This window comes from Carnobacterium sp. 1290_CSPC (genome assembly GCF_001053265.1).
In the GTDB taxonomy this organism is placed as follows: domain Bacteria; phylum Bacillota; class Bacilli; order Lactobacillales; family Aerococcaceae; genus Aerococcus; species Aerococcus urinaeequi.
In genome coordinates this window covers 1-25,847 of record NZ_JVVG01000053.1, presented here as the reverse complement: position 1 = coordinate 25,847, position 25,847 = coordinate 1, and the positions used below count along the sequence as shown (strand labels likewise).

Below are 25,847 nucleotides of genomic sequence, written 5' to 3'. Positions count from 1 at the left end.
GTGGCGATAAAAACATATAAAGCAACGACTAACGGTCGTCGTAACATGTCAGGTTCAGATTTCTCAGAAATCACTAAAACAACTCCTGAAAAAACATTGTTAGAATCACAAAGCAAACGTGCTGGTCGTAACAACAACGGTCGCATTACAGTTCGTCATCACGGTGGTGGACACAAACAAGCTTACCGTATCATTGACTTCAAACGTAATAAAGACAACGTTGAAGGTTTAGTGAAAGCTATTGAGTACGATCCAAACCGTTCAGCTAATATTGCGTTAATCCACTATACAGATGGTATTAAGACTTACATCATCGCACCTAAAGGTTTACAAGTTGGTGCTCGTATTTCTTCTGGTGAAGCAGCAGATATCAAAGTTGGTAATGCATTACCATTGAAAAACATTCCAGTTGGTACTTTAGTACATAACATTGAAACTAAACCTGGTAAAGGTGGACAATTAGTTCGCTCTGCTGGTGCTAGCGCTCAAGTGTTAGGTAAAGAAGACAAATACGTATTGATCAAATTAACTTCTGGTGAAGTTCGTATGATCTTAGGTACTTGTCGTGCAACAATTGGTGTTGTTGGTAACGAACAACACAGCTTAATCAACGTAGGTAAAGCAGGACGCTCTCGTTGGGCAGGTAAACGTCCAACTGTTCGTGGTTCTGTAATGAACCCTAACGATCACCCTCACGGTGGTGGTGAAGGTAAAGCTCCAGTCGGACGTCCAAGTCCAATGACTCCATGGGGTAAACCTGCACGTGGTATTAAGACTCGTGATAAGAACGCACGTAGCAATAAATTAATTGTACGTCGTCGTAACTCTAAGTAATCACATTAAATAGGATAGCGAAGGGAGCCAAATAAATATGAGCCGTAGCTTGAAAAAAGGACCTTTTTGTGATGACCATTTAATGAAAAAAGTGGTTGCACAACAAGACGCACAAAAGAAACAAGTAATCAAAACATGGTCACGCCGTTCAACAATTTTCCCTAACTTTGTTGGGTTAACAATTGCTGTATACGATGGCCGTAAACATGTACCAGTTTTTATCCAAGAAGATATGGTAGGTCACAAACTAGGTGAATTCGTACCAACTCGTACATACAAAGGACATGGCGCTGACGACAAGACAACTCGTCGTTAATCTGAGAGGAGGAAATAAAGAATGGCAGAACAAATTACATCTGCAAAAGCAACTGCAAACACAGTTCGCGTTTCTGCTCGTAAAGCACGTTTAGTTGTTGATTTAATCCGCAACAAAACTGTCGGTGAAGCTATTGCAATCTTAAAAAACACTCCTCGTTCAGCATCTCCTGCTGTAGAGAAAGTGTTAATGTCTGCAATTGCAAACGCAGAACACAACTTTGGCTTAGAGCCAGCTAACTTAGTAGTAAGCGAAGCATTCGTAAATGAAGGACCAACGATGAAACGTTTCCGTCCACGTGCGAAAGGTACAGCTTCTAGAATCAACAAACGTACAAGCCACATTACAGTGGTAGTAAAAACAGCAGAGGAGGCATAATTAATGGGACAAAAGATTAATCCTATCGGTATGCGTATCGGCGTCATCAAAGATTGGGACGCTCGTTGGTATGCAGAAAAAGACTTTGCAGATACTTTACACGAAGACTTACATATCCGCGAATACATCGCTGAAACATTAAAAGATGCTTCTGTATCTCAAGTTGAAATTGAACGTGCTGCAAACAAAGTTAACGTAAACATCCACACTGCTAAACCGGGTATGGTTATTGGTAAAGGTGGTTCTGAAGTTGACGCATTACGTAAAACTTTAAACAACCGTACAGGTAAAAAAGTACACATCAACATTGTAGAAATTAAAAAACCTGAATTAGACGCTAAATTAGTTGGTGAGTCAATCGCTCAACAATTAGAAAACCGTGTAGCTTTCCGTCGTGCGCAAAAACAAGCAATCCAACGCACAATGAAATCAGGAGCTAAAGGTATCAAAGTTCAAATCTCAGGTCGTTTGAATGGTGCCGACATGGCGCGTTCAGAAACTCAAGTAGAAGGAACAGTTCCATTGCATACATTGCGTGCGGACATCGACTACTCATGGGAAGAAGCCGACACTACTTACGGTAAGATCGGTATCAAAACATGGGTATGCCGTGGTGAAATCCTTCCAACAAAAAATATTCAAGGGGAGGCTTAAAACATGTTAGTACCTAAACGTGTAAAACACAGACGTGAATTCCGTGGTAAAATGCGTGGCGAAGCTAAAGGCGGAAAAGAAATTGCATACGGTGAATTCGGTTTGCAAGCATTAGATTCAGCATGGATCACTAACCGTCAAATTGAAGCATCTCGTATTGCCATGACACGTTACATGAAACGTGGTGGGAAAGTATGGATTAAAATCTTCCCACATAAATCTTATACAGCTAAAGCAATTGGTGTTCGTATGGGTTCTGGTAAAGGTGCTCCAGAAGGTTGGGTATCTCCAGTTAAACGCGGTAAAATCTTATTTGAAGTTGCCGGCGTTCCAGAAGAAGTAGCTAAAGAAGCATTGCGTTTAGCATCTCACAAATTACCTATTCGTACTAAAATCGTAAAACGTGAAATTGGTGGTGAATCTAATGACTAAATTTACAGATATTAAAGATCTTTCCACTGCTGAACTTACTGCTAAAGAACAAGAATATCGTCAAGAATTATTCAACTTACGATTCCAATTGGCAACTGGTCAATTAGAAAACACAGCTCGTATTAAAGCTGTTCGTAAAGATATCGCACGTGTTAAAACTGCGTTACGTAATCAAGAAGCGTAAGAAAATTCAGTAAAGGAGGAAACCTGTCCATGGAAGAACGTAATAACCGTAAAGTGTTACAAGGCCGTGTTGTTTCTGACAAAATGGAAAAAACAATCACAGTCCAAGTTGATACTTTCAAATTCCATCCAACATATGGTAAACGTATCAAATATTCTAAGAAATACAAAGCACATGATGAAAACAATTCAGCAAAAATGGGTGACATCGTCCGCATCGCGGAAACTCGTCCATTGTCAAAAGACAAATACTTCCGTCTTGTTGAAATCGTTGAAGAATCAATCATTATCTAATAACAACTGGAAGGAGGTACTCTATAAATGATTCAATCAGAAACTCGTTTAAAAGTAGCAGATAACTCAGGCGCGCGTGAAGTCCTAACAATTAAAGTATTAGGCGGATCTGGCCGTAAAACTGCAAACATTGGTGATGTTATCGTGGCAACTGTTAAAAATGCAACACCAGGTGGAGTTGTCAAAAAAGGTGATGTAGTTAAAGCAGTTATCGTTCGTACTAAGAGCGGCGTTCGTCGTCCAGATGGTTCATACATCAAATTCGACGAAAATGCATGTGTAATTATTCGTGACGATAAATCTCCTCGTGGAACACGTATCTTTGGTCCAGTTGCACGTGAATTACGTGACAACAACTATATGCGTATTATTTCATTAGCTCCAGAAGTAATCTAAAATCTGAAGAAAATAAGGAGGTGCCCGTTTAAATGAAAGTAAAAGCAAATGACACAGTTATCGTTATTGCCGGTAAAGACAAAGGCAAACAAGGTCGTGTAAAACAAGCTTTGCCAAAAGCTGACAAAGTTGTTGTTGAAGGTGTTAACATCGTTAAAAAACATCAACGTCCAACTCAAATGAACCCTCAAGGCGGTATCATTGAAGTTGAAGCACCTATTCATGTATCTAACGTACAACTAGTAGACCCTAAAACAGGCGAAGCAACACGTGTAGGTTACCAAGAACAAGATGGTAAACGTGTTCGCGTAGCGAAAAAATCAGGCGAAGTAATCGCTGAAGCAGTATCAGGAGAGGAGGACGCTGAATAATGGCTAATCGTTTACAAGAAAAATATAAAAATGAAGTAGTTCCGTCAATGATTGAAAAATTTAACTATAGCTCAATCATGCAAGCACCTAAATTAGATAAAATCGTTATCAACATGGGTGTTGGTGATGCAGTATCTAACGCGAAAAACTTAGAAAACGCTGTTGAAGAATTAACATTAATCGCTGGTCAAAAACCAGTTATTACAACTGCTAAGAAATCAATCGCTGGTTTCCGTTTACGTGAAGGTATGCCAATCGGTACCAAAGTTACTTTACGTGGCGAACGTATGTATGAATTCTTCGACAAATTAGTATCAGTATCACTACCTCGTGTACGTGACTTCCGTGGTATCAGCAACCGCTCATTCGATGGTCGTGGTAACTACACATTAGGTATCCGTGAACAATTGATCTTCCCAGAAATCGACTTTGATAAAGTATCTAAAGTACGTGGTATGGACATCGTAATTGTTACAACTGCTGATTCAGACGAAGAATCATTAGAATTATTAACTCAACTAGGAATGCCATTCCAAAAATAATAAAGTCTTGAAGGAGGCGTGAGTAATTTGGCAAAAAAATCAATGATCGAAAAGAACAAGAAACCAGCTAAATATTCTACTCAAGAATATACTCGTTGTGAACGTTGTGGACGCCCACATTCAGTTTACCGTAAATTTAAATTATGCCGTATTTGCCTTCGTGAACTTGCCTATAAAGGGGAAATTCCTGGAGTCAAAAAAGCAAGCTGGTAAATTTCTGGTAATTAAGTAAAGGAGGGTGTACTCGTAATGGTCATGACTGATCCAATTGCGGACTTTTTAACTCGTATTCGTAACGCCAACATGGTGCGCCACGAATCATTCGAAAGTCCATCATCAAAAATCAAAGAAAATATTGCTGCTATCCTTAAAGAAGAAGGATATATCAAAGATTACGAAATCATCGAAGATGATAAACAAAACGTTATCCGTGTATTCATGAAATATACTAGCGATAACCAACGAGTAATCACAAACTTAAAACGTATCTCTAAACCAGGTTTACGTGTATACGCGAAAAGTGATCAAATTCCTAAAGTTTTAAACGGTTTAGGTACTGCATTAGTTTCAACATCGGAAGGTGTTATCACTGATAAAGCAGCTCGTGCTAAAAACATCGGTGGCGAAGTTTTAGCTTACGTTTGGTAATAAATAACAAAAATAAAAAAACAAAATTGAAAGGCAGGTGCAGTCTAGAATGAGTCGTATTGGTAACAAAATTATCGAGATTCCTAGTAACGTAACCGTAGAAAAAGCTGGTTCAACTATCACTGTTAAAGGCCCTAAAGGCGAATTATCACGTGAGTTCAACCCTGTAATTGATATTCAAATCGGAGAGAAAGAAATCACTTTCACTCGTCCGAATGACCACAAAGAAGTACGTTCTATCCACGGAACTACTCGTGCATTAGTAAACAACATGGTTGTTGGTGTTTCTGAAGGATTCGAAAAGAAACTTGAAATGACTGGTGTTGGTTACCGTGCACAATTAGCAGGTAACAAATTAACTGTCAATGTTGGTTTATCTCACCCTGTTGAATTCGTAGCACCAGAAGGCATCGAAATCGAAGTGCCAACTAACACTACAATCAACATCAAAGGTATCAACAAAGAAGTTGTTGGTGAATTAGCAGCGAATATCCGTTCAACTCGTTTACCAGAACCATACAAAGGTAAAGGTATTCACTATGTTGGCGAATACATTCGTCGTAAAGAAGGTAAAACTGGTAAATAATTGTAATTCTTTACAATTATTTCCTTTTACTTGTATCCAAATTATCTATAAAATAAGGGTGACGAGGTCATCCTTACAAATCTAACAAAGAGGTGACTATTTTGATCAGCAAACCAGATAAAAATAAATTACGTCAAAAACGCCACGCGCGTGTTCGTCGCAACATTTCTGGAACAGCAGAGTGCCCACGCTTGAACGTATTCCGTTCTAACAAACACATCTACGCTCAATTAATTGATGACGTAGCGGGTGTTACTGTAGCGAGTGCCTCTACAAACGAAGAAACATTATCTGCCGCAACTAAAACCGAAAGTGCAGCATTAGTTGGTAAAGCTATCGCTGAACGCGGTGTAGCAGCAGGCGTTAAAGTTGTAAAATTTGACCGTGGTGGCTACCAATATCACGGACGTGTACAAGCTTTAGCAGATGCAGCTCGTGAAAACGGCTTAGAATTTTAGGAAAAGGAGGAAGCCAAGAACATGACAAACACATTTCAAGAATTAAACATTAACGAAAACGACCTTGAAGAACGCGTTGTTGCCATTAATCGTGTTGCTAAAACCGTTAAAGGTGGACGTCGTATGAACTTCGGTGCCGTTGTTGTTGTCGGTGATAGAAATGGCCATGTTGGTCTAGGTACTGGTAAAGCTGCCGAAGTACCAGAAGCAATCCGTAAAGCGGTTGAAGATGGTAAGAAAAACTTAATTACTATACCTCGTGCAGGATCAACTGTTCCTCATGAAGTTATCGGTAAATTTAACGGTGGTAACGTATTACTTAAACCAGCTCAAGCCGGTTCAGGTATCGCTGCTGGTGGTCCAGTTCGTGCCGTAGTCGAATTAGGTGGTATCGCAGATATTACTTCTAAATCACTAGGTTCTAATTCACCAATCAACATCGTACGTGCTACTCTAGAAGCAATTAAATCATTAAAATCTCCAGAAGATGTCGCTGCATTACGCGGTAAATCTGTGGAAGAATTATTAGGTTAAGGAGGAAATTCGAATGACTGAAGTAAAAATTACTTTAAAACGCAGTTTAATTGGACGTCCTCAAGACCAAATTAAAACAGCTCAAGCACTAGGTTTAACAAAAGTTGGTAAAACAGTTGTTAAAACTCGTAACGAAGCAATCAACGGTATGATTACTAAAATTGCTCACTTAGTAGTTGTTGAAGAAGCATAATCTAGAATAGGAGGTGCCTAACAGGATGAAATTACATGAATTACAACCTTCAGAAGGATCTCGTCACACACGTCACCGTGTAGGTCGTGGTGCAAGTTCTGGTTGGGGTAAACTATCAAAACGTGGACAAAAAGGTCAAAAAGCTCGTTCAGGTGGTGGTGTACGTTTAGGTTTCGAAGGTGGACAAACACCATTGTTCCGTCGTATTCCAAAACGTGGTTTTACAAACATCAACCGTAAAGAATATGCGATCATCAATCTTGATGACTTAAACGTATTTGAAGACGGTGCTGTTGTAACCGCTGCTGACTTAATCGAAGCAGGCTTAGTTAAAAAAGAAAAATCTGGTATCAAAGTTTTAGGTAATGGTGAATTAGAACGCAAACTAACCGTTAAAGCAGCTAAATTCTCAGCATCAGCTAAAGAAGCTATTGAGACCGCTGGGGGTTCTATTGAGGTGATCTAATGTTTCAAATACTGAAAAATGGATTTCAGGATAAGGATATTAGAAGCCGCTTGGCATTCACAGCAATCATGTTGATTGTATTCCGTATCGGGGCTAGCATAACTGTCCCGGGCGTGAATGCTGCAGGAATTCAAGGGTTAGCTGAATCTGGTTTATTCAGCCTACTAAACACTCTTGGTGGGGGAGCACTTTCGAGCTACTCCATCTTTTCATTGGGTGTTTCACCGTATATAACCGCATCAATTATTATTCAACTATTGCAGATGGAGATTATACCTTCATTTACAGAGTGGTCTAAACAGGGTGAAGTTGGTCGTCGTAAGTTAAATCGATGGACTAGATTCTTTGCAGTAGCAATTGGCTTTTTCCAAGCTTTAGCTATTTCAATAGGATTTAATTCATTGTCATCACTAGGATTAATTGATAATCCAGGTTTTGTAACTTACTTATTGATTGCTTTATTCATGACTGCCGGATCTATGTTTGTTGTCTGGATTGGTGAGCAAATCACTGAATATGGAATTGGTAATGGTACTTCAATCATTATCTTCGCTGGTATTCTAGCGCAAATCCCTTCAGAGTTAACGTCTTACTATCAAAATAACATTGTAGATGCTACTAGCAGTGAATTAAATCAACAAATGATTTATGCAGGAGTATTTGTTCTTGTATTTATCCTATTAATTATGTTCGTCATTTTCATGAGTCAAGCGGAACGTCAAATTCCCGTACGTTATTCCAAACGTGCGAATTCGGCATCGCAAAAGTCTCATTTACCATTAAAAATTAACTCAGCAGGTGTTATTCCCGTTATCTTCGCGTCATCATTAATCATGGTGCCACAAACGGTACTCGGATTATTTGCCGCTGATTATAGTGATGTTTCTTGGTATCAAGTATTGTCAACAATCTTTAATTTGGAGCAACCAGCGGGTATTGCTATTTACGCAATTGTCATTATTTTGTTCACATTCTTCTATGCACATATTCAGATTAACCCTGAACGTGCTGCAGAAAACTTGCAAAAAGCTGGTGGTTATATTCCAAGTATCCGTCCAGGTTTAGCAACTAAAGAATATTTACAGAAAATGTTAAATCGTTTAAGTGCAGTTGGCTCACTATTCTTGATGGGTGTAGCAGTTCTACCTTTACTAGGGGCATACTTCTTTGATATGCCACAATCAATTGCTTTAGGTGGTACAAGCTTACTAATCGTTGTCGGTGTTGCTTTAGACACTGCAAAACAAATTGAAGGGCGTACAATTAAACGTCAATACGTTGGCTTTATTCATGATAAATAAGACTAATGCGTAACGTGCTTGGGGAGGACAATTATGAATATTATTTTAATGGGCTTGCCTGGTGCCGGTAAAGGTACTCAAGCAGCTAAAATCGTTGAAGATTACAAATATCCACATATTTCTACTGGAGATATGTTTAGATCAGCAATCGCTGAAGGAACTGAATTAGGAAAAAAAGCCAAATCATTCATGGATGAAGGTGCATTAGTTCCTGATGAAGTAACGAATGGTATTGTTGAAGAAAGACTTCAAAAAGAAGATACACAAGCTGGCTTTATGCTAGACGGTTTTCCAAGAACTGAAGCGCAAGCTAAAGAACTTGGCGGTATCATGACTCGCTTAGATCGCGACATTGATGCAGTTATCTACTTAGACGTGCCAGCTGAAACGTTGAAAGAACGTTTATCAGGACGAATCATTTGTCGTAACTGTGGCGCAACATACCACAAAGTTTTGAACAAACCAAAAGTAGACGGCGTATGCGATGTTTGCGGAAGCCATGATTTCTACCAACGTGAAGACGATAAACCTGAAGTTGTTGAGAACAGATTAAATGTTAATCAAGAACAACAACAACCAATCTTAGACTTCTATGAAGGTCAAGGTAAGCTTTATCGCATTCCTGGTGATATCGGTATTGACAATGTTTACGCTGAGATCCAAAAGATTTTAGATAAATAATTTTTGTTGCTTTAAGTCGCTAATTATGGTAAGATATTCGGGTTGACTGAACATTTCGTATTTCTATCCTATAATCAATTAGTGATTAAACGAAACAACCACCATTAGGAGGAAAAACTTTGTCAAAAGAAGATATGATCGAAATTGAAGGTACTGTTACTGAAACATTACCTAATGCTATGTTTAAGGTCCAATTGGAAAATGGTTATGAAGTTTTAGCGCATATTTCAGGAAAAATGCGTGTAAACTACATTCGTATTTTGCCAGGTGACCGTGTAAAAGTTGAGATGTCTCCATATGACTTGACGAAAGGTCGTATCACCTACCGATTCAAGTAATGTAGAGATATATAATCGAGGAGGTATAACTGTGAAAGTAAGAGCATCTGTTAAACCAATGTGCGAACATTGTAAAGTTATTCGCCGTAACGGTAAAGTTATGGTTATTTGTTCTAATCCAAAACATAAACAACGCCAAGGCTAATTAAAGATAAATAAAAAGGAGGGTTTTCGTATATGGCTCGTATAGCAGGAGTAGATATTCCACGTGAGAAACGTATCGTTATTGCCTTAACATACATCTATGGTATCGGTAAAACGACTTCTCAAAAAATCTTAGCGCAAGCTGAAATTTCAGAAGATACTCGTGTACGTGACTTAACTAACGATGAGTTAGATCGTTTACGTGCAGCAGTAGATACAATCAAAGTTGAAGGTGACTTACGTCGTGAACGTGCTTTAGACATCAAACGTCTACAAGAGATCGGTTCATACCGTGGTATCCGTCACCGTCGTGGTTTACCAGTTCGTGGTCAAAACACTAAGAACAACGCACGTACGCGTAAAGGTAAAGCTGTCGCAATTCAAGGTAAGAAAAAATAATCTAAAAGGAGGTTAATTACACTATGGCTAAACGTCCAGTTTCACGCAAACGTCGTGTGAAGAAAAATGTCGAAACAGGTGTGGCGCACATCCACTCTACATTTAATAATACTATCGTTATGATTACTGATGAGCATGGTAATGCAATTTCTTGGTCATCTGCAGGTGCTTTAGGATTTAAAGGTTCTCGTAAATCTACTCCTTATGCTGCACAAATGGCTTCAGAAACAGCTACAAAAGCTGCTATGGATCACGGTATGAAATCTGTTGAAGTTTCAGTAAAAGGTCCTGGTTCAGGTCGTGAATCAGCTATCCGTGCTTTACAAGCAGCAGGTTTAGAAGTTACTGCTATTCGCGATGTAACACCTATTCCTCATAATGGTTGCCGTCCTCCAAAACGTCGTCGTGTTTAATCGATTGATGAACTTGGATATGCGATGATACATTTTCTCACGTTTTGAAAGGGGTAATTTGTCGATATGATCGAAATTGAAAAGCCAAATATTGAGACAATTGAAATTAACGACGATAGTAAATTTGGTAAATTCGTTGTAGAACCATTAGAACGCGGCTATGGAACAACCCTAGGTAATTCATTACGTCGTATCTTGTTGTCCTCACTACCAGGTACAGCAGTTACATCAATCCAAATTGACGATGTTTTGCATGAATACTCAACAGTCCCAGGTGTACGTGAAGACGTTACTGAGATTGTGTTGAACGTAAAACAATTATCATTGAAATTGTATGACGTAGAAGAAAAACAAGTAGAAATTGACATCACAGGTCCAGCTGACGTAACAGCTGCTGATATTATTGCCGATGCTGATTTCGATGTTATGAATCCAGACTTACATATTTGTACGCTTGCAGAAGGCGCTCGTTTCCACATGATTATGAATGTTAAAAACGGTCGTGGTTTTGTGCGCTCAGAAAATAATAAAGTGGATTCAATGCCAATTGGCGAAATTCCAGTGGATTCTATCTACACACCAATTTCCAAAGTAAACTATCAAGTTGAAAATACTCGTATCGGAGAAATCAACGAATACGATAAATTGACTATGGATATTTGGACTGATGGTACAATTTCACCCGAAGAAGCATTAAGCTTAGCGGCAAAAATCATGACGGAACACTTGGAAGTATTCGTTAACTTAACAGACGAAGCTCGTCAAGTTGAAGTTATGGTCGAAAAAGAAGAAACACAAAAAGAAAAAATGCTTGAAATGACTATTGAAGAACTAGACTTATCAGTTCGTTCATACAACTGTCTAAAACGTGCAGGCATCAATACTGTTGAAGAATTGACTAACAAGTCTGAACCAGAAATGATGAAAGTACGTAACTTAGGTCGTAAGTCTCTTGAAGAGGTTAAAAACAAGCTAGCTGCTCTTGACTTATCTTTACGTCAAGAAGATTAATAAATCATAAAGGAGGATACTGACAATGGGTTACCGTAAATTAGGTCGTACTAGCTCTCAACGTAAAGCTATGTTACGTGACTTAACTACTGATTTAATTATCAATGAACGTATTACTACAACAGAAACTCGTGCGAAAGAGATCCGTCGTACAGCTGAAAAAATGATTACTTTAGGTAAACGTGGAGATTTAGCTGCTCGTCGTCAAGCGAACCAATTCGTTCGTAACGAAATCGCCGATGTTCGCGCTGAAGGTGAAGACATCGTTATCGAGTCTGCTTTACAAAAATTATTCAACGATCTTGGTCCTCGTTACGCTGAACGTCAAGGTGGATACACTCGTATCTTAAAAACTGAACCTCGTCGTGGCGATGCTGCACCAATGGTTATTCTTGAATTAGTTTAATAAAAACTTTTAGTGATGTATAAAACGGAGTGTCATGATGGTGGTTGTACCTAGTATAACCGAGTCTAGCTCTATCTACTCCTAGCGTGATGAAGTTCGCTAGGAGTGGAATATATCCATAAGTCTTATGAATAAATCAAGGCCAATTCATTTAGGTGAAAAATTGGTTCGGCATATGTGTTGTTTAACCAACAGGTGTTTGGTAGCATATATGCTTTTTTATTTTCTAAAGTGGTTGGGGCTAGGGCTCAACCACTTTTTTGCTCTTTAGTGCGTCGTTTGTCGGCAGGGCTTTGGGAAATCTCAAAATTTGATGTTCTCATTTTCCTATACTATCGATATAATATATGTATTATAATTGCGTAAATTGTCTCGAGCATTGACAATTGCGTGCTTGGCAATTTAGAGAGGCGAAGGTAATGAAGAAAAACTACTTTACACAGTTTGATACAATTCGATTCTTAGCGATGTTGGGTATTATTTTATATCACTATCTAACTCACCTTGTTTCAGGTGGTTTCTTAGGGGTGGACATCTTTTTAGTCCTTTCAGGTTACCTAGTGACGAGTCAAATGGAGAGTAAATATGAAGCAGATATCCAGGAATCTTATTTTAAGAAAACCTGGGGTCGCATACGTAAAATTTGGTGGCCCATGGTCATTATTACAATGGTGGGGCTGACTTATTTACTACTATTTAGGCAACAGTTATTGGTCAATATCGGCATTAATCTAACCACATCCTTGTTATTTGTCAATAATTGGCAGCAGATTCTATCTGGATCGTCCTATTTCGCCAATATGTTACACCCGTCTTTGACCACTCATTATTGGTATATAGCCGTTTACATGCAGTTTATGGTCATTTGGCCACTATTCTTCAAGGTTAGTCGACGTTTCACCAAGACCAGATGGCAATCCGGTTTGGTCATGCTCGCTGCCGCACTTTTGTCAGGCATCTTGATGGCGATCGTCTTCACACCCGGTGAAGATCCTTCAAGAGTTTACTATGGTACGGATACTAGATTCTTCTCTATTGCTCTTGGTGGGGCTGCTGCTCAATTGTTGGATATGGACCAACTGGCTACTTGGTTGAAGGACCGAGTTGGGCGCTTTCACCACTTTATTGTTGATGTGGTGTTGTTAGGCCTATTGGCTATACTCACTTATGGGATGCTCCACATGCTTGATGCAGCGACGTTCACTTACTATGGTGGAATGTTTGGCTTTGATTTATTAGCTGCTGTAATGATTGCCTTGTTGACTTATAAAGGCTCTTGGGTTGGTTTTCTATTGAAATTTAAACCCTTGCGGTGGTTAGGTGAACGTACATTCCATATGTATTTATGGTATTACCCAATCAATGTGCTATTTCATATGGTACCAACCAGCCAGAATTGGTTTACCAATAGTATTTGGCCACAAGTCATTTTGATTATTATCCTGTCGTGTTTATCTTATGCCTTACTAGAGGAAAAAAGATGGCCGGTGCCGGTTTTCAATGAAGTGCGTAACAACCAACCCCTCCGTCTTTTTACTAAGGTTCGCAACTTGTTTAAAGAGCCGGCACCCTGGTTGACCCGCATTTTATTCATTGCATTTGCCCTCGTTTTCCTAGGAGGCGTGAGTGCGGTGGCGGTGTCTAAACCGGCTGACAATGTGACGGTAGAGGAGCAGCAAGCTGCTCAACAAGCCAAGAAGATTGAAGAACTGAATAAACAAAGGGCTGAGCAAGAAAAACAAGCTGACGCTAGTCTTTCAACTTATAAAAAGAACTTAAGTGAGGCATCATTAGGATTTTACCAAGGTATTCCTGATGAGCAAGCTCGGTTTGCGTATCAGCTATCTGTGACTTTCATCGGTGATTCCTTAATGGTGGGCGAATCAGAAGGTTTGTATACTTTGTATCCTAATGCAATTGTGGACGCTGCGGTTGGCCGCCAGTTATATACCTTAATTGGCTATCCAGCTAGCTTGGACGCGCAGGGTATGCTAAAAGATGTCGTTTTGGTTGACCTAGGTGCGAATGGTGGCTTTACATCAGCACAACTAAGTGACTTCTTAGATGAGATTGGTCGAGAGAAAACGATTTTTCTAGTGAATACGCATGTTGACCGCCCTTGGGCAGATGATGTAAATAAAGCTTTGGCTCAGGCAGCTAGTGACGAAAGTGATTCAGTCTACTTACTGGACTGGCATGATTACTATACCAACCATGCTGAAGCGTCTACTTGGCTAAGTCAGGATGGGGTACACTTTAATTCGGATGGTGGGCAAGTTTGGTTACAATTTCTGACAAATGGCATGTATCAAGTCTTGAAAAAAGAATATTGAATTCAAAGGCAATTGCATGATTTAAATGCGATTGCCTTTTTTGCTAGGAGTATTAGGGGTATAATGACCCATATTAGAGCATAACCAAGAAGATGGAGGAAATGCGCATATGGCTGAGGATAAATTGTTATATTCAACACGAGTGCATAATGATCAAGGACTTAAAGGAATGGCTTGGGTTGAAGGGGAAAATGAGTTGCGGGTTCAAACATCAAGTCCATTGAAAGCAGATGAGCCGGGGACTAACCCAGAACAACTCATTGCCTTATCATGGGCAACTTGCTTGAATGCGACGATTGAAATTGCTTTAGACCGACACGGAATCAAGGATGTAACCAGCGAGGTAGCTATCCAAGTGGACTATAAGTTAAACAAGGAAACGAAGGTTACCTACTTTGATTTTAAAGTAGACGTTTTCCTCGATTTACCACGCGACCAGGCAGAAACCATTGTTTATGAGGCAGAAGGACGGTGTCCGGTATCTCAAATCATCGGTGATTATACATACACGGAAATGGTAATTCACGCTAATGATTATGGTGACGGTTCAAAGGGGTGAGGTGTCTTGACATCTAATGATTGCTTTTACTGGTGGATTTTAGTAGACTAAACTAAGTGAAAAATAAATAAAATGTCTTCAGGGCAGGGTGCGAGTCCCGATCGGCGGTAAAGTCCGCGAATTACCAGGTGTATTAGGTGATTGAACTAGTGGAATTCTAGTACCGACTGTTACAGTCAGGATGGAAGAAGCGTATAGCAGGATGAACGAGACAGCGATACAAGTGGCTAGCTGGGCTTGGTCTTCTTTAACAAACTCTTCCAAGTAACGTTGGAGGAGTTTTTTCTTAAATATATAAAGTGAGCGAGGGAACAAGATGGCGAAACCGATTATTCAGGTTCAGGATTTGTCTTTTCAATATAGTCAATCAGATGAGAAATTAGCTATAGATGGCCTATCAACGACTATCTACGAAGGTGAGTGGCTAGCGATTATTGGTCATAATGGATCAGGGAAATCAACATTTTCAAAACTATTGGTAGGCTTATTAGAAGCTAAATCTGGAACAATTGTAGTGGATGGAAAAGTCCTATCTATGGAAACCTTATGGGATATTCGTAGCCAAGTTGGACTAGTCTTTCAAAATCCAGACAACCAATTTGTGGGCGCTACTGTAGAAGATGATGTGGCTTTTGCCTTGGAAAATATGGGCATGCCGGTTGATGAGATGCATGAGAGGGTGGAGTCTGCCCTAAAACGGGTTAAAATGTGGGACTACCGCGACAAGGAACCAGCAGCCTTATCTGGTGGTCAAAAGCAACGGGTTGCGATTGCGGGCGTGATTGCTATGGCACCAAAAATCATTATTTTAGATGAATCGACTTCAATGTTAGATCCTGAAGGTCGGGACGAATTGATGGCAATTGTGGCGGATATCAAACAAGATAAGGCCCTAACTGTGATTTCGATTACCCATGATTTAAATGAGGCGGCGGAAGCTGACCGTATGCTTGTTTTTAAAGAGGGGCAAATTATTAAAGAGGGTACGCCAGCTGATATCTTTATTTACGGGAATGAGTTAACTGAGATTGGTTTGGATGTGCCTTTTTCCGAGCAACTAAAAAGTGCCCTAGCAAAACGTGGGGTTGCTGTGCCGGATGCGTATTTTGATGAAGAAGGGTTGGGTGAATGGTTATGCAAATCGTATTTGAACAAGTAGGCTTTACCTATGGCGCGGGCACACCATTCGCTAGTGAAGCTCTCCATGATATCAATGTGACAATTCCAGATGGTTCATATACGGCGATTATCGGCCATACTGGGTCAGGGAAGTCGACCATTACCCAACACCTTAACGCCTTGGTACAACCCACTGTGGGCCAAGTACGGATTGGTGAGGCGGTAGTGTCAGCTGACTCTAAACCAAAAGACTTGAAGAAGATCCGCCAACGAGTGGGGATGGTCTTCCAATTTCCTGAAGGGCAACTATTTGAAGAAACTGTGCTTAAAGATGTGATGTTTGGGCCCATGAATTTTGGCGACGATGAAGCAACGGCCCGCGAGAAAGCTGAAGCGGCTTTAGCTGCAGTTGGGATTGCCTCGACTTTATTTGAGCGGTCACCCTTTGAGTTATCTGGTGGGCAAATGCGCCGTGTAGCTATTGCTGGGGTGATTGCCATGAAACCAGAAGTACTGGTTTTAGATGAACCAACTGCTGGATTGGATCCAAAAGGTCGGATGGAAATGATGTCTATGTTCGACCGCTTGTACCGAGATCAAGGGTTGACGATTGTTTTAGTGACCCATCAAATGGAAGATGTGGCGGCTTATGCCAACCACGTGATTGTGTTGGATGCAGGTACATGTGTGAAAGAAGGAACACCAGCTGAAGTATTTGCAGATCCTGCTTGGTTAGCCAGCCACCAATTGGCTTTACCGGACGCAGCTGACTTTGCTTTCGACTTACAAAATAAATTACAACGTTCACTTTGGGACAATGAGATAGAAGTCCCCTTAACTGTCGATGCTTTAGCTGACTTAATTGTTGATAAATTGGCTTTAGCAACCGGACAAAATGACGATGACAAGTTAAGCGGATTTATTACAGGGGAAGGGGGCCAATTATAGATGAAAGATAAATTGATTATTGGCCGGTACATTCCCGGTAATTCCTTGATGCACAAACTGGACCCAAGGGTGAAATTGGTGGGCTTGATTGTCATGATGTTGCTGGTGTTTGCGGCAACTGATGTCACGACCAATATCGTCATGATTGCAGTGGTTACGAGTTTGGTCTTTTTAACTGGGATTTCTTTAGGGATATTTTTACGTGGTTTAAAACCCATGATTGCTATTATCATTTTTACGGTAGCCCTACAAATCCTCTTTACTCATACCGGGGACGTCCTGTGGTCATTTGGTCCACTAGCCTTAACAACTGGTGGTTTATCCAATGCGGCCTATATTTTTGTCCGCTTCCTATTGATTATTTTCCTATCGACGATTTTGACTTTGACTACTCAACCCTTGGCTATTACCGATGCTATGGAAGCCTTGCTGAAGCCTGTTCGTAACATTTTGCCAGTCCATGAGATTGCCTTAATGTTATCGATTGCCTTGCGATTTGTCCCGACCCTACTAGAAGAGGCAGATAAGATCATGAATGCACAGCGGGCACGTGGTGTAGACTTTTCAGAAGGGAATATCCTTGAGCGGGTAAAAGCCTTTATTCCAGTCCTAATTCCCTTGTTTATTTCTGCCTTTAACCGAGCTTACGACCTAGCCACTGCCATGGAAGCGCGTGGTTACAAGGGTGGTGAAGGCCGGACCAAGTACCGTCAATTGCATTGGGGCAAACTAGATACCCTTGCCAGTATCTGTCTTGCGGTTTTGACCGTTGTCATGATTATCTTATAGCCACTAGTAGAAGGAGGGCGCATTTTGCCTAGATTTAAAGTAACCTTGCAATACGACGGAACACCCTTTGTCGGCTTCCAAGTGCAACCAAATGGCCACACTGTACAAGAAGCCCTTGAAAAAGCCTTAAAGCTCATGTCAAAAGGACAGACGATTCCTGTTGTTGGGTCAGGCCGGACCGATTCAGGTGTTCATGCCCTTGGCCAAGTCATTCATTTTGACTATCCAGCGGAAATTGGTGAGGAAGCGGTCTTAAGGGCAATGAATTCAATCCTTGATGATGCTATTCGAATCACTAAGGTTGAACGGGTGGAAGATGATTTCCACGCCCGTTTTCATACTAACGGTAAGAAGTATATTTACAAGGTAGATACGTCCAAGTTTCCGTCACCATTTACTAGACAGTATATGTACCACCATCCCTACCGAACGGATATTAAGCGTATGCAGAAGGCCTTAAAGGACATTATCGGCGTTCATGATTTTAAGTCCTTCTGTTCGACTAAAACGGATAAAACCAACTTTGTCCGAGAAATTTACCGGGCCGAAGTGACGGCTGACCCGGATGCAGAAACCTTGACCTTTATCTTTGAAGGGTCAGGATTCTTGTACAATATGGTCCGGATTTTGGTGGGCACAACGCTTCAAATTGGGGACGGGTTAAGACCAGTTGACGAGATGAAACGGTTGATCGCAGCCGAAGACCGGAATGAAGCAGGACCCACAGCAGCCGCACATGGCTTATATTTAGCGGAGGTTTATTACCTAGGGCTAGAAGACCGCCGACAGGTTTCCAAGGCTTATAGCGACTATAAAGCTGGTTTAGGGACTCCTGTGGATGCAAGTGTGGACTTAGATGCAAATTCAGATGAAGACTTTTAGAGACGGTCGACAAATTTGATGATGATATTAATAAGAATAAGTTCTTGAATCTTTGGTCACAAATTTTATATAGCTTAAAAGGCAAAAACTCGATACAATATACATATCAAATGGTATCGAGTTTTTTATTTTGCCTTGATGTCAGAAGGAGTCCAACATGAAGAGTGTAAAAATTGCTTCCTTGAAGTTCGGGGAGGATAGACCAAAAATTATTATTCCCTTAGCCGAGGATAATGCTGTAGATATTATCAACTGTGCCAATTTCTACCGACGTCAACCAGGCGATATGGTGGAATGGCGGATTGATTACTTTGACGATTTCGACGAGCTGGAAGAGTTGGCTGAATTGAGTAAACGGGTGAAAACCTCTATTCAAAAGCCCTTACTTGCCACCTTTAGAACCTTGAGCGAAGGCGGGGAGTCAGCTATTGGCAAGAGCCAGTATGTTGAAATGTATCGGTATTTAATCCAAGCCAGGGCTGTCGACGCTATTGATATCGAGTTTGAGCGAGGCCAGGACATCTTAGACAACCTGATTCCTTTCGCTCACAAACACCAAGTCAAAGTAATCGTTTCCTACCATGATTTTGTGAAAACCCCTTTGGAAAATGATATAGTCAAGCGCCTACAAAAGATGGGTCAGTCAGAGGCGGATATTGTGAAAATGGCCGTCATGCCCCACGATGAAGCGGATGTATTGGCTTTGATGAATGCGACCCACCAAGCGTCCACATTAATCGACCAACCCTTGATTACCATGTCGATGGGCCGTTTAGGCAAGATTACCCGAATTGCCGGGGAAATCTTCAAATCAACGGCTAGCTTTGCCACTATAGAAGGTATGTCGTCTGCTCCTGGGCAAATGGACGTTGAAGATGTGGAAGAATGCATGAACTTGTTGAATTTACGTGTAGATGACCTGGATGATGACGATTTCTAGGATATAATTTGTTTCTAGGGTTGAAAAACGGCCATTAAGTAATGAAAATACGTATATGACAAGAGAGGATTGCGGGGTAAAACCGCAGTCCTTTTTGCTTTCAAAAAAATTTTTCATTAAAGCTTTGATTTTTGATATAATCATGTAAAACTTTACTACTAGTTTTCTTAACTATATAATTAAAAAGTGAATTATCAAAAAATTGAGAAATTAGTAAATATTAGGAGACTTATATGACTTTAGAAATTAAGGCAAAAATGCGTGGAAATGTCCTTGTTGGTGTGAATCCGATGGGGTTGAAGCAAGAAGTAAACAATCAAATTCAATATGTTAAAGACCAAGGGACCTTTGAAGGGCCGAAGAAAGTTTTGGTATTAGGGGGCTCATCTTCTTATGGATTGGCTAGTCGGATTAACCTAGCTTTTGGTGCGGGGGCAGATACGATTTCAGTTTCCCACGGTGGGGGACCACGATCTGAGAAAAACCTTGGTAAGCCAGGCTGGTATAACAATATCTTTTTCCGGCAAGCAGCGGAAGCTGAAGGGTTAATCGCGAAAAATATTATGGCAGATGCCTTCTCTAACGAAGCGAAGGATCAAGTGATTGAATTCATCAAGAATGAATTCGGCGGAAAAGTGGACTTTGTGGTCTATTCATTGGCTTCAGGACGCCGTACAGACCCAAATACAGGGGAAACTTACAATTCAGTGATCAAATCAATCGGCCAAGAAGTTGTGGGACCAAACGTCAACCTACAAAAGGAAACCTTCTATGAACAAGTGCTTGAACCTGCAACTGAGCAAGAAATCGCAAATACTGTGAAAGTAATGGGCGGTGAGGACTGGCGGATGTGGATGAATGCCTTACAGGAAGCAGATGTGCTTGCTGAAGGTGTTGAGACAGTGGTTTATTCTTATTTAGGGGCTGATTTAAACGAGTCATACTACAATAAGGGAACCTTGGGACGGGCTAAAGCGGACTGTGACAAGGCTGCCGCTTTAATCAATGAAGACTTAAAAGATATCAACGGAAAAGCGACTGTCGTTGTAGCAACAGCAGTGACGACGAAAGCATCATCAGTTATTCCATTCTTCCCAGTTTATTGTCTAGGGTTGTATAAGATAATGGAAACACGCGGCCAACATGAAACGCCAATTATGCATATTGACCGAATTTTCCGTGACATGTTATTTGGTGATAAGCCAGAGTATGATGAAGAGGGCCGTTTGCGTCCGGACTCATGGGAATTAGATCCAGAAGTACAAGCTGAAGCCAAGGTTTTAATTGAACAAATCAACCAGGACAATTTTAATACTGACTTTACTGCATGGGATACCTTCATGAAAGAATTCTTGAATTTAAATGGCTTTGAAGTGGATGGTTATGAAGAGAAACCAGTGACTTATGAAGAGTTAGTGAATTTAAAACCCTAAATAGCGATCACCATCAAGCACGATAAGCGAAGGCGCCTTCGACTTATCGTGTTTTTGCTATAAAAAAGCTCAGAGGACTAAAATCCCCTGAGCATGATGTATATTAAAATAGTTTATCTCTTGTTAACGGATGCGTCGTAAATGGTATCAATAGCACTGGCTAGTAAGTCATTGAATTCGTCATCTGCTTGGCTTGCTCGTAAATCAGACGCGAGGGCACGTGAGAACGACGCAATCATGTCGTGGTTTTCCGCCAATAGTTCATTGGCTTCTTCACGGGTATAACCACCTGATAAGGCCACTACACGAACAACGTTAGGGTGACTGGCTAATTCACGATAAGTATCTGGTACAGTAGGGATTGTCAGCTTCAACATGACTAAGTCATTTTCCCCTAATTGATCTAAGTGTAATCTGATTTCTTCAGCTAATAATTCTTCGATGGCTGCTTTGTCTTCAGCCTTGATATTCACTTCAGGTTCAATAATCGGTACTAAACCTGCATCAATAACTTGTTTAGCGACTTCAAACTGTTGGTCGACAACTTCTTTGATGCCTACAGGGTTAAATGCGAGAATATTAGACCGTTCCTTAGTACCGAAAATACCGCGGTCATTTGCACGTGCTAATAGGTCGTCAAGTTCTGGCATATCTTTCATTAATTGTACGCCATTGGCTTCTTCGGCAAGTCCTTTATCAATTTTAAGGAAGGGTACGATCCCTTTGTCTGCTAAGTATTCTGCGGTGTATTTACCGTCTACTTGGCGGTCCATGGTATTTTCAAATAGGATAGCAGCTAGAATTTTATCGCTAGTAAAAGCTGGACTGGTCATGATTCGCGTCCGCATTTCATGAACTTTCGCAAACATTTCGTCTTCATTGCTGTAGGTATCTTCGGCTACACCATAGGCTAATAGGGCTTTTGGTGTTGAACCGCCTGATTGGTCTAGGGCAGCGATAAATCCAGGGGCATTTGACATGCGTTCTAATTGTGCTTGATTAATTGACATATTGAAAATTCCTCCTTAAAAATTAGCGGTGGTATCATTTCGTCACTTATTATTATGAACCTAATATTTTAAAAATCCAAAGAAAAACACTTATGAAGAAGGATAGCCAACCTATTTCTGGTAAGTTTTGGGGTTTTAGTGGTAAACTTGTTTAAGAAAATTACCATTAAGCTAGGAAAGAAGGATATGCCGGATGACAACAGAGAATACATTCCCAACCCGCGACCAAGTAGATGTAGCAGCCACTTGGGACCTCAGCCAAATTTTTGAAGATGAAGCAACTTTTGAATCGAAATTAGCTGAATTTAAAGATCTAGGACAAGCTTTCAAGGAAAATTATGAAGGTAAATTAAGTGACGCGAGCGATATTGCTAATGCAGTTTTAGCGGCTTCTGACGTGCAAGTTTTAGGGTCACAATTGATGCACTATACCTTTTTAGCGGTTGAAGCCGACCGTACAAATTCACAAGCAGCATTGAAATTACATAAGGTATCGGCAGCGAGCAAAAATGTTCAAGAAGCGATGCTATTTTTCCAAAATGCATTACTAGAAAAATCAGCAACTGAACTGGAAAAAGTAAAGGCCATTGCTCCAGAAACAGCAGATTATATTGCTGAAGTTGAACGTCAACAAGCGATATATCTGGGTGCTAAAGTGGAAGATGTACTATTCCAATTCGAACAAGCACATGATCAAAATTATGAAGTGTATAACAACGCTAAATTAGCCGATTTAACTTTTCCTGATTTTGAAGTAGATGGTACTACTTACCCTTTAAGTTTTGTTTTATATGAAGATAAATATATGTTTGAAGAGGATACAGCCGTTCGTCGGGCCGCCTTTGATGCTTTCTCAAAAGAATTGGCAAAATACCAAAATACCTTTGCAACAACTTATTATGGCCACGTCTTGCAGGAAAAAGCTCAGGCTAACATCCGTGGCTATGAATCAGTGATTGACTACCTACTCTTCAGCCAAGACGTGGACCGAGAACTATATGACCGTCAAATTGATGTCATCATGGAGAAATTGGCACCCGTTATGCGTAAATATATCAACCACGTTAAAGAAGTACGCGGCTTAGATAAAATGACTTATGCAGACTTAAAGATTGGTTTGGATCCGACTTTTTCAAAATCTGTTTCATTTGAAGAATCAGAAGCCTACGTTAAAGAAGCCACAGCTATCATGGGCGAGGACTACTTTAACGAAATCGCACCAGCCTTCACTGACCGCTGGGTAGATTACGCCCAAAATGTTGGTAAATCAACTGGTGGATTTGCAACCATCGCTGCCGGTGTTCATCCATATATCTTAATGAGCTGGACAGAACAATTGTCTGATGTCTATACCTTGATTCATGAATTGGGTCATGCAGGGCAAATGAGCCGAGCTGAAGCCAATAACTTGTTTATTTCAAGTGAACCCAGCTTGTATGTGATTGAAGCGCCGTCAACTTTTAATGAGTTACTATTAACTGGCTATTTACAAGCCAATGGTGAAGACGACCGTACCCAACGCTTTGCCTTAGCCAATATGCTAACCAACACATATTTCCATAACTTCATTACACACTTGTTAGAAGCAGCCTACCAACGTGAAGTTTACCGACTAATTGACAAGGGTGAAGCCTTCACAGCCGAAACCCTTTCTGACTTGAAAAAAGGGGTATTAGAAGCTTTCTGGGGTGATGCTGTAGAGATTAATCCTGGTGCTGAATTAACTTGGATGCGTCAACCACATTACTACATGGGCTTATATTCTTATACTTATTCAGCAGGCTTAACGATTGCTACACAAGCCTACTTGAATATCCGTTCAGGTGAAGATGATCAAGCCATTGAAAAATGGATCAACTTCTTGAAATTGGGGCGGATTAACCCAGTTGAAGCTGCAAAAGTAGCAGGAGTGGATATTGCAAGTGGTGAACCATTAGAAAATACCATAGCCTTCTTAAACGACACAGTTGACGCTATTATTGACTATTCAGCGAAACTGGCTTAATGAAGACTAGGGATTGCCACAAATAGATGGAGAGAAAGTTTGGTGAATAGATGATTTGGGTATTTTTCGTAGCAGCTCTTTTGCTACTGATGACCAGTAACTATATGTACAGAAAAGAGCAGAAGCGTATCTACATCGTCTTCGGTGTCCTCGCGGTTGTGCTATTAATCTTCTTTATGGCTTTCTTTGTACTATACAATATGCAAGGGGCTTAAATATTGAATTGCTATCTAAGTAGAATCCTATTTTTTGGATTCTACTTTTTTATTTATTACAAAAATCCGTAGGCTTCCGCTTTCTCTATCATTGCCTTAAAATCCTTGGTACCGATCTCATCCAAGGTGTGAGAACTTGGCTGACCATTCAGACTTTAACGGGGTTCCTCCGAACATTCTGATATGCGTCAGCATGAGAATATTTAAGCCCTTAATAGGCGAGGGATGCAACAAAGTAAAGCTCAAAGGCTTAACTTTAACTTCTCCGATTGATTGAAGTGATTGCTGATACAAGAATAAAGACATTAAAAAAGAGGCTGGCGTGGGGAGCCAACCTCTTTCGAAGGATGATAGTTTTTTGATTAGGGATTATTCACCAAAGTATTTGAATGCGATTGCTTGTCCTTGTTTGATTTTGTCCCATTGGTTTTCGTGGGTTAATTCGTTACCACCGTCACATGAGGCAAAGCCACATTGGTGGGATAGGTATAATCGATCTTTTGATACATATTTGCTAGCTTCTTCTAAGCCGTTTAGGGCGCGTTCTTCATCGTCTAAGTCAGCTGTTTTTGATGATAGTAAACCTAATACAACTTCTACTTGGTCGTTGTCTTTAAAAGCTTCTAATGCGTCGATTGAACCAGCACGCTCGTCGTCCCACTCTAAGTAGAAACGGTCGTAACGTTGGTTTTTCAAGAAATAATGAGCAATTTTCTCATACGAACCGTCAGCTATGTGTCTAGAAGCGTAGTTACCACGACAGTTGTGGGTGTATACTTTTAAACCTAATTCATGACCATAATCAATAATTGCATTGTTAATAGCTACATAAGCTTCTGCACTGGCTTTAGCGGCCTCAGCGTCCCAAGTACCATCTTCATTTCTAAATGGTGAATTTGATGCATCCTCTGCATGGATAGTCCATAAACAGTCATCTAATTGGAGGACTTTACCGCCTTCTTGTACATATTCATCTAAGAATTCTTTGTAGGCCTTGATTAAACCTTCTCGTAATTCAGCTTGTGATTTGTATACCTCGTTGTATGTTTGTAGGTTTAAACCTAAATCAACATACATATGACCTGGTGAAGGGATACAAACTTTCACATCAGCATCTGAATCATTTAAGGCCACTAAACGTTTGTAGTGGTCGATGAAGGGATGATTTTTTCCTGATAATGGTTTGAAGATTTCAATACCGATATCTTTACGCGTTTCGAATGCATGCTCATGGTCATGGTCAACGAAGATATAACCTTGATCAGCAATGAAACGACGTACGCCGTCAAAGCCCCAAACGAAGTCTAGATGCCATAATGATTTAGAGTATTCGCCATCTGTAATTTCTGGGAAGTCTAATTCGATTTCTTTTTTTACGATATCAGCAACTGCTTCGTCTTCTACTTTTTCGTAGTTGTCGAAATCTTGGTAGAATGGATATTGGATATCGTCGCGTTCCTCGATTTGTCGTTTGTAGGCTAATAAGTCTTCTGGACGTAAGAATGAACCAACTGTAAGGAATCGTTTTGAAGTTTGTGTTTGTGTCATAATAATGTTCTCCTTTTTCGATAAATATTTTTGAACTTGTTATGAGTATATGGGTCTGGCATAATAATTACAAATAACTATTATATGT

Annotated in this window: 37 protein-coding genes and 1 riboswitch; of the genes, 35 read left to right on the top strand and 2 right to left on the bottom strand. The window is 40.3% G+C overall.

What is annotated here, in order from left to right:
* From rplB to fabV, 33 genes are all read left to right on the top strand, one after another.
* Entirely contained in the window at window positions 1-834 is an 834-nt protein-coding gene (gene rplB / locus AC973_RS04345) for a 50S ribosomal protein L2 (protein ID WP_016896563.1), read from the top strand.
* Window positions 835-871: 37 nt separating this feature from the next.
* Complete coding sequence (gene rpsS / locus AC973_RS04340; protein ID WP_016896564.1) at window positions 872-1,150, top strand: 30S ribosomal protein S19; 279 nt, start codon at window positions 872-874, stop codon at window positions 1,148-1,150.
* 21 nt (window positions 1,151-1,171) lie between these two features.
* Window positions 1,172-1,528 carry a 50S ribosomal protein L22 gene (rplV, locus tag AC973_RS04335; RefSeq protein WP_048727736.1) on the top strand — a complete coding sequence of 119 codons (357 nt, stop codon included), beginning with the start codon at window positions 1,172-1,174 and terminating at the stop codon, window positions 1,526-1,528.
* 3 nt (window positions 1,529-1,531) lie between these two features.
* Window positions 1,532-2,182, top strand: coding sequence for a 30S ribosomal protein S3 (gene rpsC, locus AC973_RS04330; RefSeq protein WP_004262563.1), 651 nt, complete (start codon window positions 1,532-1,534; stop codon window positions 2,180-2,182).
* Between the two features lie 3 nt (window positions 2,183-2,185).
* The gene (gene rplP, locus AC973_RS04325) at window positions 2,186-2,614 is read left to right on the top strand and encodes a 50S ribosomal protein L16 (protein WP_004262566.1); all 429 of its coding nucleotides are present in this window, start codon (window positions 2,186-2,188) and stop codon (window positions 2,612-2,614) included.
* Entirely contained in the window at window positions 2,607-2,798 is a 192-nt protein-coding gene (rpmC, locus tag AC973_RS04320) for a 50S ribosomal protein L29 (protein ID WP_004262569.1), read from the top strand. The genes rplP and rpmC overlap by 8 nt, the downstream gene beginning before the upstream one ends.
* Window positions 2,799-2,827: 29 nt before the next feature.
* A complete protein-coding gene (gene rpsQ, locus AC973_RS04315; RefSeq protein ID WP_004262572.1) occupies window positions 2,828-3,091 on the top strand; it encodes a 30S ribosomal protein S17 in 264 nt (87 codons plus the stop codon).
* Between the two features lie 27 nt (window positions 3,092-3,118).
* On the top strand, window positions 3,119-3,487 hold the full coding sequence (gene rplN / locus AC973_RS04310) for a 50S ribosomal protein L14 (protein ID WP_004262575.1): 369 nt from the start codon (window positions 3,119-3,121) through the stop codon (window positions 3,485-3,487).
* A gap of 32 nt (window positions 3,488-3,519) precedes the next feature.
* Complete coding sequence (gene rplX, locus AC973_RS04305; protein ID WP_004262586.1) at window positions 3,520-3,858, top strand: 50S ribosomal protein L24; 339 nt, start codon at window positions 3,520-3,522, stop codon at window positions 3,856-3,858.
* Entirely contained in the window at window positions 3,858-4,400 is a 543-nt protein-coding gene (gene rplE / locus AC973_RS04300) for a 50S ribosomal protein L5 (RefSeq protein WP_016896565.1), read from the top strand. Before rplX ends, rplE begins: the two co-directional genes overlap by 1 nt.
* A gap of 27 nt (window positions 4,401-4,427) precedes the next feature.
* On the top strand, window positions 4,428-4,613 hold the full coding sequence (locus tag AC973_RS04295; RefSeq protein WP_004262592.1) for a type Z 30S ribosomal protein S14: 186 nt from the start codon (window positions 4,428-4,430) through the stop codon (window positions 4,611-4,613).
* A gap of 36 nt (window positions 4,614-4,649) precedes the next feature.
* Window positions 4,650-5,048: a 30S ribosomal protein S8 gene (rpsH, locus tag AC973_RS04290; RefSeq protein ID WP_026465792.1), complete on the top strand. Its 399-nt coding sequence runs from the start codon at window positions 4,650-4,652 to the stop codon at window positions 5,046-5,048.
* Window positions 5,049-5,097: 49 nt separating this feature from the next.
* Window positions 5,098-5,634: a 50S ribosomal protein L6 gene (gene rplF / locus AC973_RS04285; protein WP_016896567.1), complete on the top strand. Its 537-nt coding sequence runs from the start codon at window positions 5,098-5,100 to the stop codon at window positions 5,632-5,634.
* Window positions 5,635-5,726: 92 nt separating this feature from the next.
* Window positions 5,727-6,092 carry a 50S ribosomal protein L18 gene (gene rplR, locus AC973_RS04280; RefSeq protein ID WP_016896568.1) on the top strand — a complete coding sequence of 122 codons (366 nt, stop codon included), beginning with the start codon at window positions 5,727-5,729 and terminating at the stop codon, window positions 6,090-6,092.
* Between the two features lie 21 nt (window positions 6,093-6,113).
* Complete coding sequence (gene rpsE / locus AC973_RS04275; RefSeq protein WP_016896569.1) at window positions 6,114-6,626, top strand: 30S ribosomal protein S5; 513 nt, start codon at window positions 6,114-6,116, stop codon at window positions 6,624-6,626.
* Window positions 6,627-6,639: 13 nt separating this feature from the next.
* Window positions 6,640-6,819 (top strand): 50S ribosomal protein L30, encoded by a 180-nt coding sequence (gene rpmD / locus AC973_RS04270; RefSeq protein ID WP_004262600.1) that lies wholly within the window; start codon window positions 6,640-6,642, stop codon window positions 6,817-6,819.
* Window positions 6,820-6,844: 25 nt separating this feature from the next.
* Complete coding sequence (gene rplO, locus AC973_RS04265; RefSeq protein ID WP_016896570.1) at window positions 6,845-7,285, top strand: 50S ribosomal protein L15; 441 nt, start codon at window positions 6,845-6,847, stop codon at window positions 7,283-7,285.
* Window positions 7,285-8,586, top strand: a complete 1,302-nt coding sequence (gene secY, locus AC973_RS04260) for a preprotein translocase subunit SecY (protein WP_048727728.1) — start codon at window positions 7,285-7,287, stop codon at window positions 8,584-8,586. Before rplO ends, secY begins: the two co-directional genes overlap by 1 nt.
* Before the next feature lie 33 nt (window positions 8,587-8,619).
* Window positions 8,620-9,267: an adenylate kinase gene (locus AC973_RS04255; protein ID WP_026465788.1), complete on the top strand. Its 648-nt coding sequence runs from the start codon at window positions 8,620-8,622 to the stop codon at window positions 9,265-9,267.
* Window positions 9,268-9,386: 119 nt separating this feature from the next.
* The gene (gene infA / locus AC973_RS04250; protein ID WP_004262604.1) at window positions 9,387-9,605 is read left to right on the top strand and encodes a translation initiation factor IF-1; all 219 of its coding nucleotides are present in this window, start codon (window positions 9,387-9,389) and stop codon (window positions 9,603-9,605) included.
* A 31-nt stretch (window positions 9,606-9,636) separates the two neighbouring features.
* The gene (gene rpmJ, locus AC973_RS09630) at window positions 9,637-9,750 is read left to right on the top strand and encodes a 50S ribosomal protein L36 (RefSeq protein ID WP_004262605.1); all 114 of its coding nucleotides are present in this window, start codon (window positions 9,637-9,639) and stop codon (window positions 9,748-9,750) included.
* A 32-nt stretch (window positions 9,751-9,782) separates the two neighbouring features.
* Window positions 9,783-10,148 carry a 30S ribosomal protein S13 gene (gene rpsM, locus AC973_RS04245; protein ID WP_004262607.1) on the top strand — a complete coding sequence of 122 codons (366 nt, stop codon included), beginning with the start codon at window positions 9,783-9,785 and terminating at the stop codon, window positions 10,146-10,148.
* 23 nt (window positions 10,149-10,171) lie between these two features.
* A complete protein-coding gene (gene rpsK, locus AC973_RS04240; protein WP_004262610.1) occupies window positions 10,172-10,561 on the top strand; it encodes a 30S ribosomal protein S11 in 390 nt (129 codons plus the stop codon).
* Window positions 10,562-10,627: 66 nt separating this feature from the next.
* Window positions 10,628-11,572, top strand: coding sequence for a DNA-directed RNA polymerase subunit alpha (locus AC973_RS04235; protein WP_004262612.1), 945 nt, complete (start codon window positions 10,628-10,630; stop codon window positions 11,570-11,572).
* A gap of 25 nt (window positions 11,573-11,597) precedes the next feature.
* Entirely contained in the window at window positions 11,598-11,978 is a 381-nt protein-coding gene (rplQ, locus tag AC973_RS04230) for a 50S ribosomal protein L17 (protein ID WP_004262615.1), read from the top strand.
* A 419-nt stretch (window positions 11,979-12,397) separates the two neighbouring features.
* A complete protein-coding gene (locus AC973_RS04225; protein ID WP_048727723.1) occupies window positions 12,398-14,311 on the top strand; it encodes an acyltransferase family protein in 1,914 nt (637 codons plus the stop codon).
* Window positions 14,312-14,420: 109 nt separating this feature from the next.
* Window positions 14,421-14,870 carry an OsmC family protein gene (locus AC973_RS04220; protein WP_048727720.1) on the top strand — a complete coding sequence of 150 codons (450 nt, stop codon included), beginning with the start codon at window positions 14,421-14,423 and terminating at the stop codon, window positions 14,868-14,870.
* A 70-nt stretch (window positions 14,871-14,940) separates the two neighbouring features.
* Window positions 14,941-15,066: riboswitch (FMN riboswitch) on the top strand.
* 120 nt (window positions 15,067-15,186) lie between these two features.
* Window positions 15,187-16,029, top strand: a complete 843-nt coding sequence (locus tag AC973_RS04215; RefSeq protein WP_048727717.1) for an energy-coupling factor ABC transporter ATP-binding protein — start codon at window positions 15,187-15,189, stop codon at window positions 16,027-16,029.
* Complete coding sequence (locus tag AC973_RS04210) at window positions 16,005-16,937, top strand: energy-coupling factor ABC transporter ATP-binding protein (RefSeq protein WP_048727872.1); 933 nt, start codon at window positions 16,005-16,007, stop codon at window positions 16,935-16,937. Before AC973_RS04215 ends, AC973_RS04210 begins: the two co-directional genes overlap by 25 nt.
* Window positions 16,938-17,726 carry an energy-coupling factor transporter transmembrane component T family protein gene (locus AC973_RS04205; RefSeq protein WP_048727713.1) on the top strand — a complete coding sequence of 263 codons (789 nt, stop codon included), beginning with the start codon at window positions 16,938-16,940 and terminating at the stop codon, window positions 17,724-17,726.
* A gap of 24 nt (window positions 17,727-17,750) precedes the next feature.
* The gene (truA, locus tag AC973_RS04200) at window positions 17,751-18,608 is read left to right on the top strand and encodes a tRNA pseudouridine(38-40) synthase TruA (protein ID WP_048727712.1); all 858 of its coding nucleotides are present in this window, start codon (window positions 17,751-17,753) and stop codon (window positions 18,606-18,608) included.
* A gap of 157 nt (window positions 18,609-18,765) precedes the next feature.
* Window positions 18,766-19,548 (top strand): type I 3-dehydroquinate dehydratase, encoded by a 783-nt coding sequence (gene aroD / locus AC973_RS04195; RefSeq protein WP_048727709.1) that lies wholly within the window; start codon window positions 18,766-18,768, stop codon window positions 19,546-19,548.
* A gap of 233 nt (window positions 19,549-19,781) precedes the next feature.
* Window positions 19,782-20,981: an enoyl-ACP reductase FabV gene (gene fabV / locus AC973_RS04190; RefSeq protein WP_048727706.1), complete on the top strand. Its 1,200-nt coding sequence runs from the start codon at window positions 19,782-19,784 to the stop codon at window positions 20,979-20,981.
* Between the two features lie 113 nt (window positions 20,982-21,094).
* On the opposite strand, the gene AC973_RS04185 is transcribed toward fabV, so the two are convergent.
* Window positions 21,095-21,991: a fructose bisphosphate aldolase gene (locus AC973_RS04185; RefSeq protein ID WP_107069894.1), complete on the bottom strand. Its 897-nt coding sequence runs from the start codon at window positions 21,989-21,991 to the stop codon at window positions 21,095-21,097.
* A gap of 193 nt (window positions 21,992-22,184) precedes the next feature.
* Here AC973_RS04185 and pepF point away from each other — a divergent pair, with 193 nt between their 5' ends.
* A complete protein-coding gene (gene pepF / locus AC973_RS04180; RefSeq protein WP_048727703.1) occupies window positions 22,185-23,996 on the top strand; it encodes an oligoendopeptidase F in 1,812 nt (603 codons plus the stop codon).
* Window positions 23,997-24,046: 50 nt separating this feature from the next.
* Window positions 24,047-24,211: a hypothetical protein gene (locus AC973_RS04175; RefSeq protein ID WP_048727700.1), complete on the top strand. Its 165-nt coding sequence runs from the start codon at window positions 24,047-24,049 to the stop codon at window positions 24,209-24,211.
* A gap of 369 nt (window positions 24,212-24,580) precedes the next feature.
* Here AC973_RS04175 and AC973_RS04170 read toward each other — a convergent pair whose 3' ends face one another.
* The gene (locus tag AC973_RS04170) at window positions 24,581-25,759 is read right to left on the bottom strand and encodes a 5-methyltetrahydropteroyltriglutamate--homocysteine methyltransferase (RefSeq protein ID WP_048727698.1); all 1,179 of its coding nucleotides are present in this window, start codon (window positions 25,757-25,759) and stop codon (window positions 24,581-24,583) included.
* Window positions 25,760-25,847 lie beyond the last annotated feature (88 nt).